The 12,223-nt window shown below is 37.1% G+C and carries 12 protein-coding genes; 4 read left to right on the forward strand and 8 right to left on the reverse strand.

Annotated features, from left to right (window positions below):
- Positions 1-5: 5 nt before the first annotated feature.
- A complete protein-coding gene (locus QF004_RS09595) occupies positions 6-1,934 on the forward strand; it encodes a DUF2207 domain-containing protein (protein WP_307425557.1) in 1,929 nt (642 codons plus the stop codon).
- Between the two features lie 104 nt (positions 1,935-2,038).
- Here the strand turns inward: QF004_RS09595 and QF004_RS09600 are convergent, their stop codons facing one another.
- Positions 2,039-2,281 (reverse strand): GlsB/YeaQ/YmgE family stress response membrane protein, encoded by a 243-nt coding sequence (locus QF004_RS09600; protein ID WP_133439962.1) that lies wholly within the window; start codon positions 2,279-2,281, stop codon positions 2,039-2,041.
- Positions 2,282-2,736: 455 nt separating this feature from the next.
- Between QF004_RS09600 and QF004_RS09605 the strand changes: the two genes are divergently transcribed.
- Entirely contained in the window at positions 2,737-4,968 is a 2,232-nt protein-coding gene (locus QF004_RS09605) for a polyribonucleotide nucleotidyltransferase (protein ID WP_307425561.1), read from the forward strand.
- Between the two features lie 69 nt (positions 4,969-5,037).
- Here QF004_RS09605 and QF004_RS09610 read toward each other — a convergent pair whose 3' ends face one another.
- The 3 genes from QF004_RS09610 to QF004_RS09620 all read right to left on the reverse strand — a co-directional run bounded on the left by QF004_RS09610 (position 5,038) and on the right by QF004_RS09620 (position 7,475).
- A complete protein-coding gene (locus QF004_RS09610; protein ID WP_307425564.1) occupies positions 5,038-5,742 on the reverse strand; it encodes a hypothetical protein in 705 nt (234 codons plus the stop codon).
- 75 nt (positions 5,743-5,817) lie between these two features.
- Positions 5,818-6,042 (reverse strand): hypothetical protein, encoded by a 225-nt coding sequence (locus QF004_RS09615; RefSeq protein WP_307425567.1) that lies wholly within the window; start codon positions 6,040-6,042, stop codon positions 5,818-5,820.
- A gap of 32 nt (positions 6,043-6,074) precedes the next feature.
- Complete coding sequence (locus QF004_RS09620; RefSeq protein WP_307425569.1) at positions 6,075-7,475, reverse strand: hypothetical protein; 1,401 nt, start codon at positions 7,473-7,475, stop codon at positions 6,075-6,077.
- A 210-nt stretch (positions 7,476-7,685) separates the two neighbouring features.
- Here QF004_RS09620 and QF004_RS09625 point away from each other — a divergent pair, with 210 nt between their 5' ends.
- Complete coding sequence (locus tag QF004_RS09625) at positions 7,686-8,021, forward strand: HopJ type III effector protein (protein WP_307425573.1); 336 nt, start codon at positions 7,686-7,688, stop codon at positions 8,019-8,021.
- 290 nt (positions 8,022-8,311) lie between these two features.
- Here the strand turns inward: QF004_RS09625 and QF004_RS09630 are convergent, their stop codons facing one another.
- Entirely contained in the window at positions 8,312-9,691 is a 1,380-nt protein-coding gene (locus QF004_RS09630; RefSeq protein WP_307425576.1) for a tyrosine phenol-lyase, read from the reverse strand.
- Positions 9,692-9,980: 289 nt separating this feature from the next.
- Between QF004_RS09630 and QF004_RS09635 the strand changes: the two genes are divergently transcribed.
- Positions 9,981-10,106, forward strand: a complete 126-nt coding sequence (locus QF004_RS09635) for a hypothetical protein (RefSeq protein WP_307425579.1) — start codon at positions 9,981-9,983, stop codon at positions 10,104-10,106.
- 48 nt (positions 10,107-10,154) lie between these two features.
- Here QF004_RS09635 and QF004_RS09640 read toward each other — a convergent pair whose 3' ends face one another.
- From QF004_RS09640 to QF004_RS09650, 3 genes are all read right to left on the reverse strand, one after another.
- Positions 10,155-11,099, reverse strand: a complete 945-nt coding sequence (locus QF004_RS09640; protein ID WP_373456898.1) for an NAD(P)H-dependent flavin oxidoreductase — start codon at positions 11,097-11,099, stop codon at positions 10,155-10,157.
- Positions 11,100-11,279: 180 nt separating this feature from the next.
- Positions 11,280-11,618: a hypothetical protein gene (locus QF004_RS09645; protein WP_133439958.1), complete on the reverse strand. Its 339-nt coding sequence runs from the start codon at positions 11,616-11,618 to the stop codon at positions 11,280-11,282.
- A 185-nt stretch (positions 11,619-11,803) separates the two neighbouring features.
- Positions 11,804-12,052 carry an FUSC family protein gene (locus QF004_RS09650; RefSeq protein ID WP_133439957.1) on the reverse strand — a complete coding sequence of 83 codons (249 nt, stop codon included), beginning with the start codon at positions 12,050-12,052 and terminating at the stop codon, positions 11,804-11,806.
- Positions 12,053-12,223 lie beyond the last annotated feature (171 nt).

Here is a 12,223-nt window from a genome sequence, read left to right on the forward strand (position 1 = left end):
AAACCATGAACCGGTTAATTTTTGCATTTCTGATCCTGATTTTCGGGCTTGGCCCGGCACAGGATTTGGCGGTTGATTCTTCTGCCGGGAAAAACTATGAACATATTATTTCTTTCGATTCCGATATTATAATTGCAAAAAATGGGCAAACTACGGTTACCGAAAAAATAAAAGTTTATGCAGAAGGAATTAAGATCCGCCGAGGAATTTTCCGGTCCTTACCTTTATGGAGGAACATTAATGGCAGGAAAATAAGAATTAAATATAATCTCATTTCGGTTCAAAAAAATGGATCTAAAGAAGATTATCATACCGAAAGCACCAGTTCTGATTTCGATATTTATTTCGGTAATAAAGACATCCTCTTAACTCCGGGAGTTTATGAATATGAACTGCAATACACGACCTCAGATCAGATTGGATTTTTTGACAAGTATGATGAATTTTACTGGAACGTGAACGGCACATTGTGGGATTTTCCTATGGATAAAATCTCGGCTAAAGTTACTTTGCCGGAAGGTGCAGAAATTCTTCAGCAATCATGTTATACGGGAAGCTATGGATCGGATGAATCCAAATGCACAGGCAAGCAATTATCTGCAAACACAATCGAATGGTCCGCCAAAAACTTAGCACAAAATGAAGGATTAACCGTTGCAGTTGGTTTCAACAAAGGAATTTTTGCCCCTTCGCCTCCACCGGGATTTTTAGAAAAATACGGGATTTTAGCAGCGCTTATTGCAGCAGCTTTAGGATTATCAGGATACTTTTTTACCACTTGGAAGAAATACGGGATCGATCCGCAGAAGCCCATTGTATATCCACAGTTCAATGCGCCACAAAACCTGTCTCCTGCTTCGTTAGGTTATCTGGAAAATGAACAGTATTCGACTCAGCTGATCTCAGCAGCAATTGTAAGTCTGGCAGTTAAAGGTTACCTTAAAATCATTGAAGAAGATAAAAGAATTCTGGGGATTTTCGGCGGCAAAGAATATACATTAGAAAAAATCAAAGAACAGGATCAGAACTTACCCCAGGAAGAAATCAGTCTGATGAATAAGTTATTTACAGATGAAGCAACGACCCTATCTTTTGACGGAAAATACAGTTCAAAGATTGAAAATGCTGTGAATGATTTTAAAGCCAGTTTAAAATTCCAACATGATGACTTTTTGAAAAAAGGAAATAATACGAGTAAACTATTCTTACCGATTATCGTCATTTCTGTTTTTTACGGTCTGGGTTTATTTTTCAGTTACCGGTTAAGTTATAGCGATACGCATCTGGGCGCAGGAATTTTTCTGAGTGCGGCTGCTTTATTTACAGGAATTTTTATTTCTGTATTTTTTGAAAGATCAAATGTGGTGAAAGTTCTATTTGCTTTTATTTCAATAGGATTGATTTCGATTCTTTCAACAGTCTTCTCACTTGACACGGGAAGACCAGAAAACATGGGCTTTTACGCAAGTTATGGTTTTTTACTATTTGGATTTATGGCATTGGTTCTTTACCAACATTTCATTAAACAACCAAGTCCGGAAAAGCTGGAAACCCAATCGCTCATCGAAGGTTTTAAAATGTATCTGGGAACAGCAGAGGAAAAAACTTTACAGTTTCACAATCCGCCGGCAATGACGCCCGATATTTTTGAAAAAATGTTGCCTTACGCGATGGTTTTAGGCGTTGAGAAAATTTGGGGCGAAAAATTCCAAAGCATGTTAAAAAAATCAGCTTTAGGTGAAAATCAGCAATATCATTCGAATTGGTTTATTGGCACTTCGGTAATGAATATGAATTTTGCGGGCTCCTTAAACTCTTCACTGTCACAATCCATCGCGAGTTCTTCTACGCAACCCTCAAGTTCCGGAAGCGGATCAGGTGGTGGTGGATTTTCCGGAGGTGGCGGTGGCGGTGGCGGAGGTGGCGGCTGGTAATTGTGAATTGTGGTTTTCTATTTTTAAACAATAAAAAAAACGTTCTGATTTTCTCAGGACGTTTTTATTTAAGAAGAGTATTGGTTTCTAATCAATATTTTAATTTAAACCCTGCGGCCAGAGAGTAAATTAATTATTGCAAGCAATACAATTGCACCCACTGCTCCAGTTAAAATCTGTCCGATAATAGCAGTTCCAAACAGGGTTCCCAAAAGGAAATATCCAATAAATCCGCCGATAATACCGACTATAATATTCCCGATTAATCCTAGACTTCCGCCTTTAAAGATTTGTGCTCCCAACCATCCGGCAACAGCCCCAATAATTAATGTCCATAAAATTCCCATAATTGTAATTTTTTTAATGTTAATATTAAATGATGTTCAAAAGATTATCCAAATTTATGCCGAAATATATTTTTTATAAAATTTAAACGTCAATCATTTTTTTGAAGGACTTCCCTGCGCCGCTGGCTTCTTTAATAAAATATTCAAAATGTTAAAATTTATTTCAAACACATGATTCACCTTATTTTCAAATGTTCATCACAGCAAAGAACCCATTAATATTACTTTCTAAATTCATGCTTTGATGTGGGCTGTTTACTTCAAATTTTAACCAATAAAAAAATTATAAATTATCACATTGTCTTTAAAAGGTAAACCTTGATTGCCGCTCCTGATATTTCATGATATTACCCGTGGTTTTCACTTAAGAAATTTCCGTATCTTTGCCCTCGAAAATTTAAATAGATTAAATACAAACCGCACTCAATACGGAGTGCCAAAGACGAACAAATTTTATGAATGCTCCACAAGCAATTATTGAAAAAATTCAATTAAGCGATGGTAGAGAAATCACCATCGAAACAGGAAAGTTAGCAAAACAGGCTAACGGTGCTGTAGTAGTAAGAATGGGAGGCACGATGCTTCTTGCAACAGTTGTCGCCAGCAAAGACGCTAAACCAGGTGTTGACTTCTTACCTTTAACAGTAGATTACAGAGAGAAATTTTATTCAGCAGGAAAAATCCCGGGAAACTTTTTCAGAAGAGAAGCAAGACCATCTGACGAAGAAATCTTAACGATGAGATTAGTTGACCGTGTTTTACGTCCGCTTTTCCCATCAGATTTCCATGCAGAAGTTCAGGTGATGATTTCCCTGATCTCTTATGATAAAGAATGTATGCCGGAATCTTTGGCCGGATTAGCCGCTTCTGCAGCAATCGCCATTACCGACATTCCTTTCAACGGTCCAATGTCTGAAGTTACCGTAGCCAGAATCGACGGAAAATTGGTTGTTAACCCAAGTATGGAGAATTTAGCGAAAGCTGATTTAAATATTATGGTTGGTGCCACTAAAGATTCAATCGTAATGGTAGAAGGTGAAATGGAAGAAATTTCTGAACAGGAAATGATCGAAGCCATTAAATTCGCACACGAAGAAATTAAAGTTCAGGTAGCCGCTCAGGAAAGATTAGCCGAGAGAGTTGGTAAATCTCTTCCAAAAAGAGAATATTCCCACGAAGATCACAACGAAGAAATCCGTGAAAAAGTTTGGGCTCAAACTTATGATAAAGTATTGGATATTGCAAAAACGCCTTCTGCTAAAGAAGAAAGACATGATAATTTCCAGGCTGTTTTAGCTGACTTCTTAACGCAGTATTCTGAGGAAGAATTAGTAACAGTAACCCCTTACGCAAAAATCTATTTCCACGATGTAGAAAAAGAAGCAATGCGTCAGATGATCCTTAACGACAAAATCCGTTTAGATGGAAGAAGCCCGGAAACGATTCGTCCGATCTGGTCAGAAGTTGATTATTTACCGGGAGCACACGGTTCTGCGATCTTTACAAGAGGAGAAACTCAGTCATTGACTGCCGTAACTTTAGGATCTGTAAAAGATGCGAACATGGTGGATACGGTTGCGATTAACTACGATCAGAAATTCTTCTTACATTATAACTTCCCACCGTTCTCAACGGGTGAAGCAAGACCTTTAAGAGGAACTTCAAGAAGAGAAGTAGGTCACGGGAACCTGGCTCAGAGAGCTTTGGCAAAAATGATTCCTACAGAAAATCCTTACACCATCCGTATCGTTTCTGATATTTTAGAATCAAACGGTTCATCTTCAATGGCGACCGTTTGTGCCGGAACTTTAGCATTAATGGATGCCGGTGTACAAATTTCAAAACCGGTTTCCGGGATTGCCATGGGATTGGTAACTGATCCTAAATCAGGCAAATTCACCGTACTTTCTGATATCTTAGGAGACGAAGATCACTTAGGTGACATGGACTTCAAAGTGACAGGAACTGCAGACGGAATCACCGCTTGTCAAATGGACATCAAAGTGGAAGGATTGTCAATGGATATTATGGAAAAAGCATTGGATCAGGCGAAAGCCGGAAGACTGCACATCCTTAATGAATTATTAAAAACCCTTGACGCACCAAGACCGGACGTAAAACCACACGCACCGAAAATGGAAGTATTGGAAATCTCCAAAGACTTCATCGGAGCGATCATCGGACCTGGAGGAAAAATTATTCAGCAAATGCAGAAAGATTTCGAAACCGTTATCGCGATTGAAGAAATTGGCGAAATCGGAAGAATTGAAATTTCCGGCGTGAACAGAGAAAACATCAACGCAACGATTGCAGCGATCAACGAAATCTGTTTCGTTCCTGTAGTTGGAAATGTGTACAACGGTAGAGTTGTAAAAGTAATGGATTTCGGTGCTTTTGTAGCGATTGCAAAAGGAACTGAAGGTTTATTGCATATTTCTGAGATCGAATGGGCACGTTTGGATAAAGTTCCTTACAACGAAGGCGATCAGGTAGAAGTGAAATTCATGGGTTACGATGACCGTAAGAAAATGAAACTTTCTAGAAAAGTTTTGTTGCCAAGACCGGCTCGTGAAGAAAGACCGAATAACGACAGACCGAGAGAAGACCGCCCACAAGGTGACAGACCTCAACGAAGAGATGACCGACCGGAAAATAACGGCGGACATAATCCTGAAAATAAAGGATAAAATAATAGAAACCACCTCGAAATGAGGTGGTTTTTTTATTTATACAGTTATTGTTAAGTCTTCTATCTATTAGAAACTCCTTTCCCTTTTTATGATGATACCCAGTTTTTCCAGGGTCTGATCATCGCGGAAAAGCACTTTGGCAAAAGCGACGAGCTGCGTATATTTTGGGTAAAGCAAATCCAGCGCGGTATCCCGGATATCGGTCGCACGCTGCGCTTCGCCGAGTTCTTTTTTCTGAGATTCCTTCAGGGCAGAGATCTCCACCAAAGCTGTTTGCTGCGCAGTAATTGTGACATCGTCAATGTTTACCGAGGCTGCCTTGGCTTTGAAGGTTGGATTAGCCAATAGCTGCGCATAGAAATTACTGACCTGCTGAAACCATGCAGCATAAGCCTGTTTGCGTCCGGCATCGATCCCCAGCGTTGTGTTGGCCTGGCGGTCACCTTTGAAGATAATTTTTGCAAGGTTGCGGTGGCGGGTAAAGGCAGCGTCGATTTCCTCACGCTTTAGATTGAATTTGTCCGTTTCGGCGTACTGCTCGCCATACTCCATTTTCTGTTGTTGACTCAGCTGCTCCAGATTGGCAATGTTTGTCAGATAGTCGTCCAATTGAGTTTCGGTAATGCCTACGGTGGCGAGTTCCGATAATATTTCGGGTTCTTTGGCATTGGTGAAAGCAACTTTCATTTTTGCGATCATCTGTTCTGCGGAAACATATTTGCTTCTCGATTTCTTACCGTCTGTCGGATTTGTGTTTTTAGGATTCTCCATGTTTATTTGTATTTAATTGTAAATATAGCAAATAAATGGATGAATAAACAAATCATCAATTACAAAAATTCTTACTCAATGTTGTTTTACCATTTCTAATACTTGCGTAACCATTTCTGATGCTTGCGGAATCATTTCTGAAGCTTGCGGAACCATTTCTGACAGTTGCGGAAGGATTTCTTGAGGTTGTGGAATAATTTCTAATACTTGCGGAATGATTTCTGGAGATTGCGGAAAGATTTTAAAGAAAAAAACTCCGAAGTATCCCGACTTCGGAGAGCGGTTTTTTTTAGACGCCACGCGATGGAATCGCGCGGCAGCGGGGGCACGGATTATAAATCCGCGCCATCGGAGTTTTCTGTTTTTAAATTATTCACAAAATCGGTAAGGTCTTCATTATATTTTACGATTACTAATTTACAGCTGTTTTGAAGACATTTTCTCTTTTTAATATTGTCTCTGTAGATTGTTTTTTTTAGGCCTTCATCTCCTCCAAAGTATTTTATAGACTCATAATGTTGCTTGCCGTTATATTCAATAGCAATGTTTAGTTCTTTAATAAATATATCTATTCTTTGTCTACCTAACCATTCGGGACTGTATTGGGATATTATTTCATAATTCGGGAAAACCTCTTTTATTAAATTAAAGAGTAAACTTTCATTATATAAACTTCCTACAATATTATATCCTTTATTTGATCTAATTTTGTTCTCAATAGACCTTAAGTTATTTTTTAATTTTTTGTAATATTCACGAATTAAATTTTCGTTTATATTCATGGTTCTCAAACGTTCTTGAAAATATTCTGAGACATTAATTTGTGCTCCAGCATCATACCATCTTTCTAATATTTTAATTCCTAAAATATCGGATTTAAATGCCAGATAAATATTTTCTAAATTCAAATGTTCTTCAAGAAATTCAATTTCAAAAAACTGTTTAGCCTCTTGGTCTGTTAAGGAATCTATAAAGGTTGAAAAGTCTTCTGATTTCAACATTTTATTTGTGCTTTCTGAAATTTTAATTTTAAAATTAGGAGAAGTGATATAAGAAAGAGATAGGTCTATTGAATCATTATTTAGAACATAATTTGAAATATCGTGCTTATTAATATTTAGTTTATCTACAATTGTGATAATGCTGTATTGAAATGCGTTGAGAAGTTTTAATTTTAATAAAGCATTTAAAACATCATTTTCATTTGCTTTAGACCTAACTATTAATTGTATTCTTTCCGTAGATGTATACCATTCGTTTTCTGAAAACGTGTCGCAATAAATTTGATCAAAACTGATTAAGTCTTCAAATGAATTTAAATAATCAAATAATTTTAGATTGTAAAAACTATATTTGACAGAAGAATTATCGTTATTTATAAGAATCTTGTCACCATTTGGAATAAGTAGAATAAAGACCCATCTGTCTCCATGTATATTTTCAATTACTTTTGAACAGGGGAAACAATTCGATTCACTTATTAAATAATTTTTATTCTGATAAGAAATCAATTCGAAAACTTCATTTTTGCTGTTTGTGAAGCGTATAGGATTTGTAATTACGTCTAAATCCTTAATTCCAAGTCTGTGATTGTTATCAGTTGAGTAAGAATTCAATTCCGTATGAATTGATTTAAAATCGATATTGAGATAATTTTTATAGCAATTATTTATTAGGTGAATGGAAGATTTACTGACATTCTTTGCGGTATTTTTATGAAAATTGAAAATCATCACTTAGCGATTTTTTAAATGCCGATAGTTTGTATATAGGTCTCATATAATACTACAAATAACCCTTGTATGGTGTATTGGACTCATCAATGTGATCTCACTCGGCAATCAAATATAAGCAATTTTCAGTCATAATGATTTAACATATTATAATTGTAAAAGAGCGTATTGTTTTGTTAAATTGTACCATTAACATTAATAAAAATAAACATGCTTTTAAATCAACTCAAAACCTCCCCGGAAACCATAGCCTTTAAAGAAGTCATTGCCTACATCGATGAACATTACGATTTCACGCCGACAAAATTCACGAACGGAACTGCGGTGAATGAAGCGGGGGAAAACAACGGTTCCTGCAAAGTTTTCAGTTTTGCAAAGCTGAATGATTTATCAGAACAAGAAACCTTATCGTTATTTGGAGATTTCTATAGAAATGATGTTTTGGAAAATCCGGAAGGAAACGATCATCAAAATATCAGAAACTTTATGGACTTCGGTTGGGAAGGAATTTCGTTTGAAGGGGAAGCTTTGAAGAAGAAGTTTTAAGTCCTGATTATCTGATGTGTGAACAGATTTAAACTATAAGCCTGTTTAAAAATGATAAAAATAGTTAAACCGCAAAATGAGCAAAATAAAATCTAAAAAGAAAACACTCTAAAAGAACTATCCCTTTGGTGCCTTTGGTGGTTTTTACACAAATTTAAACAGGTTTTAAGTATTTAATAAAACTGATTTTATTAAATAATTCAAACTTCAGGTTTCTTTCCACTTTTTATGAATTGAAAAAAATAATTATAAAAACAGAAACCACCTCATTTCGAGGTGGTTTCGTTTGTTTAAAGCTGTTCAAATCTCGCCTGGAAAAACCTCAGGTATTTCGGTTCGTAAATCATTTTCAAACCTTTGATCTGGTTTCTGCGTTCATAAACTCTGGCGGTGGATTCTGCGATTACATCCATGTGAGCTTGCGTGTAAACTCTTCTCGGAATGGTGAAACGAACCAATTCCAGTTTTGGATGATAATTTTCTCCCTTGGAATTTCTTCCGGCGGAAACTATCCCGCGTTCCATAGTTCTGATGCCGGCATCCAGATAAATTTCAGCAGCCAAAGCCTGAGCGGGAAAATCATCCTGGGAAACGTGCGGTAAAAACTGTTTTGCATCAACGAAAATTCCGTGACCGCCAATGGGTGTAACGATGGGAACTCCGAATTCCTTCATTTTATCACCCAAATAGAAAACCTGACCGATTCTGGCTTTCATGTGTTCTTCCTGCACGCTTTCATAAATCCCGATGGACATGGCTTCCATATCGCGTCCTGCCAAACCGCCGTAAGTATGCAATCCTTCATAAACAACGACCAGATTTCGGGCTTCTTCAAAAATATCATAGTCATTTAAAGCTAAGAATCCACCGATATTCACCAATGCATCTTTTTTCCCGCTAAAAGTCGCACCATCGGTATAACTGCAGATTTCCTTTACAATTTCAGCGATGGTTTTCAAACGATATCCTTCTTCTTTTTGTTGGATAAAATAGGCATTCTCGGCAATTCTGGTCATATCGAGCATCACTTTAATTCCTTTTTCTTGAGTATAATTCCGAACGGCTTTCAGATTTTCCATACTCACCGGTTGTCCGCCGGCTAAATTCACGGTCACGGCAACGCAGATATAAGCGATTTTCTCAGCGCCATATTCCTGAACTAATTTTTCCACTTTATTTAAATCTACATTTCCTTTAAAGGGAAAATCAGATGCTGAATCGTGGGCTGCATCGATAATCACGTCATGAAAAACGCCGCCTGCCAATTCCTGGTGCAGCCTTGTCGTGGTGAAATACATATTTCCGGGAACAATATCGCCGGGTTTAATCATGATTTGCGAAAGAATATTTTCTGCTCCCCGGCCTTGATGTGTGGGAACCAAATATTGATATCCATAAACTTCTTTCACCGCTTCTTCCAGATGGTAATAGTTTTTACTTCCGGCGTAGGCTTCATCACCAAGCATCATTCCGCTCCACTGCCGGTCGCTCATCGCATTGGTTCCGCTGTCGGTGAGCAGATCAATATAAACGTCTTCTGATTTGAGTAAAAAAGTATTGAATCCGGCTTGTTTTAAAGCTTCTTTTCGTTGAGATGGTGTGGTCATTTTCAGCAATTCCACCATTTTAATTTTATAGGGTTCTGCCCAGCTGTCTCTTTTCGGTAACATAATTTTGTTTTTATAATTGTACTTGAATATTGATCGGATTTAATAAAAAACCCAATTGACGAATTGAAAAAACAAAAAAAGTTAAGTCGGTTTGCGCAGGAATTTTTTAAACAGGAGCAATGAGAACAAATCCAAAAACAGTTCGGATAATTTTAGAAAATTTAATTGAGCGGTTCCCATTTTGTGATTCTATAGAACAAATATAGCCAATGAATCAATGCCAAAAATCTGATTTGAATCATATTTGGCAAACAAATTGCAAATAAGGTTAACATAAAAAAATACTATTATGAATCCTGTACTTTTAAGAAAAATCCTGATTTGGGTTTCACCGATGATCATCGCTTTTATCGTAAAAAAATATGACGAAAGACAATTGAAAAACCAACAGGCAAAAGCAACTGTAAAAAATTAAGACTAAAAAAAATCCGTCCCGTTAGATCAACGGGACGAAATTTTTTACTTATAAATCATAGGAAGTGGCCTGGTGATATTCTTTTAATAAATTTTCAAAGACTTTTTCGACCGGCAAAATTTCATGAATTAAAGCCGAGACCTGGCCGATTTCTAATTCACCTTCCTCCAGATCGCCTTCGAACATTCCGCGTTTGGCTCTGGCTCTACCGAGAGTTTCCCGTAATGCATCAGCATTTCTACCCTGCTCATAGAGTTTTTCCAACTCATAGAAGAATTTATTTTTCACCAAGCGAACGGGCGCCAATTCTTTTAAAGTCAAATACGTATCCCCTTCATTTAAAGAAATGACTTTATTTTTAAAGTTTTCATGCGAACTCGCTTCTTCGGTTGCGGCGAACCGCGATCCGATCTGCACGCCGTCTGCACCGAGAATCATGGCCGCTTTCATCTGAGAACCCAACGCAATTCCGCCCGCAGCAATCAAAGGTTTTGAAATATGCTGTTTCACGTTTGGAATCAAACAGAACGTGGTGGTTTCATCACGTCCGTTATGTCCGCCGGCCTCGAAACCTTCTGCGACAATAGCATCAACGCCGGCCTCTTCACATTTCATGGAAAACTTGGTCGAGGAAACCACGTGAGCGACTTTTAAACCTTCTTTCTTTAATGATTCGGTATAGATTTTGGGATTTCCGGCCGAGGTGAAAATAATCTTCACGCCTTCTTCCAAAACAATCTGGATGATTTCTTCTAAATTCGGATAGAGCATCGGAACGTTTACCCCAAAAGGTTTGCCGGTCGCGGCTTTGCATTTGCGGATGTTTTCGCGCAGAATATCGGGATACATACTCCCGGCTCCGATTAAGCCCAAACCGCCCGAATTCGATACCGCAGAAGCCAGACGCCAACCGGAATGCCAAATCATTCCACCCTGAATGATAGGATATTTTATTTCAAATAATTGGGTGACTTTATTTTGCTTTTCACTCATTTCTTTCCACTTTTTGGCCACGCCAAAATCTAAAAAATTACTCATGTGGTAAATTTAAATAATTCGGCGGTGAGGAAAAAATGTGGGAGTGAAAATTTATTACAGAAGAAAAAGGTAAATCTGATATTTTTATCATCATCAAAAAATGAACGCAGGAGAAACCTCTTTTAAAACAAAAAGCTAATCTTTAATAATTTTATATTCCCCAAATTCTCCATTCCAATTTTCACCGTATGTTGAAAATTCGATATATAAAATTTTGCCGTCAGTAACATCAATTACATAATTCAAACCCTGTTTTAAACCTTTAATTTCTATATTTTCTCCATTACTGAATAATGCATTCATATCATCAAAATTTAATTCATCACCATTTACATATTCCAGATCTACCAGCATTCCGACGCCGGTGTTTTTTCTTTCCTTCAGTTTTAAATAGGGAATATGAGATTTTAAAGAGGGATATTTTTCGGTCAAAGCGTTTAAAAGGGTCAATTCAAGATTGTTTAATTCTTCCATATTTATGATTTTCGTTGTTAATGAATATGTTTTTCGCCAGCAAAGTAAGGATAACAATTGGAAAGAAATGATGATCAATCAAAATACATTCATCAAAGATAGCCTTCAAAACCAGCGGGCTTAAAAATTATTTCGTTCTAAACAGAACGAAATAATAGAATATTGTGGAATACGGGCGTAATATTTTATACAAGGTTTCGTTCTTTCAGTTGGTTTTCTACGGCTTTTTTGCGGGCTCTGTTTTTAGTAAACACCGGAATGAAAAAGAGCGGGAAAAAAGTGAGAATTCCCAGTCCGTTTTTTACCGTGCTGTAAGTGGCAACACCAATCATGATGCCGCATAATACCGCATTGACGATTAAAGATGATTTTATTTTCTGTACTTCCTGCAAGAGTTCCTGATCTGATAATTCTGATGGTTCTTTCTGTTTCATTTATCGCAATTTTTTTTTGGGTAATTGTTCACAATATTTACCTCTTAACGGCAGTTTACGCGTACAACATTATTACACAACTAAAATAGCAATAATCCCTCACAAATGATCAAAAGAACTTCTTTTATTACAGACGTTGGATATTCTTTCGAAAATAAAAAACACCTGATG

Origin of the sequence: Chryseobacterium sp. MDT2-18 (assembly GCF_030815285.1) — a bacterium.
In the GTDB taxonomy this organism is placed as follows: Bacteria; Bacteroidota; Bacteroidia; order Flavobacteriales; family Weeksellaceae; genus Kaistella; species Kaistella salivictor.

Bases quoted from the DNA above. Each gene is read 5' to 3' on its own strand.
- QF004_RS09595 (WP_307425557.1), top strand. From the start codon at position 6: ATGAACCGGTTAATTTTTGCATTTCTGATCCTGATTTTCGGGCTTGGC.
- QF004_RS09600 (WP_133439962.1), bottom strand. From the start codon at position 2,281: ATGGGAATTTTATGGACATTAATTATTGGGGCTGTTGCCGGATGGTTG.
- QF004_RS09605 (WP_307425561.1), top strand. From the start codon at position 2,737: ATGAATGCTCCACAAGCAATTATTGAAAAAATTCAATTAAGCGATGGT.
- QF004_RS09610 (WP_307425564.1), bottom strand. From the start codon at position 5,742: ATGGAGAATCCTAAAAACACAAATCCGACAGACGGTAAGAAATCGAGA.
- QF004_RS09620 (WP_307425569.1), bottom strand. From the start codon at position 7,475: ATGATTTTCAATTTTCATAAAAATACCGCAAAGAATGTCAGTAAATCT.
- QF004_RS09625 (WP_307425573.1), top strand. From the start codon at position 7,686: ATGCTTTTAAATCAACTCAAAACCTCCCCGGAAACCATAGCCTTTAAA.
- QF004_RS09630 (WP_307425576.1), bottom strand. From the start codon at position 9,691: ATGTTACCGAAAAGAGACAGCTGGGCAGAACCCTATAAAATTAAAATG.
- QF004_RS09635 (WP_307425579.1), top strand. From the start codon at position 9,981: ATGAATCCTGTACTTTTAAGAAAAATCCTGATTTGGGTTTCACCGATG.
- QF004_RS09640 (WP_373456898.1), bottom strand. From the start codon at position 11,099: ATGAGTGAAAAGCAAAATAAAGTCACCCAATTATTTGAAATAAAATAT.
- QF004_RS09645 (WP_133439958.1), bottom strand. From the start codon at position 11,618: ATGGAAGAATTAAACAATCTTGAATTGACCCTTTTAAACGCTTTGACC.
- QF004_RS09650 (WP_133439957.1), bottom strand. From the start codon at position 12,052: ATGAAACAGAAAGAACCATCAGAATTATCAGATCAGGAACTCTTGCAG.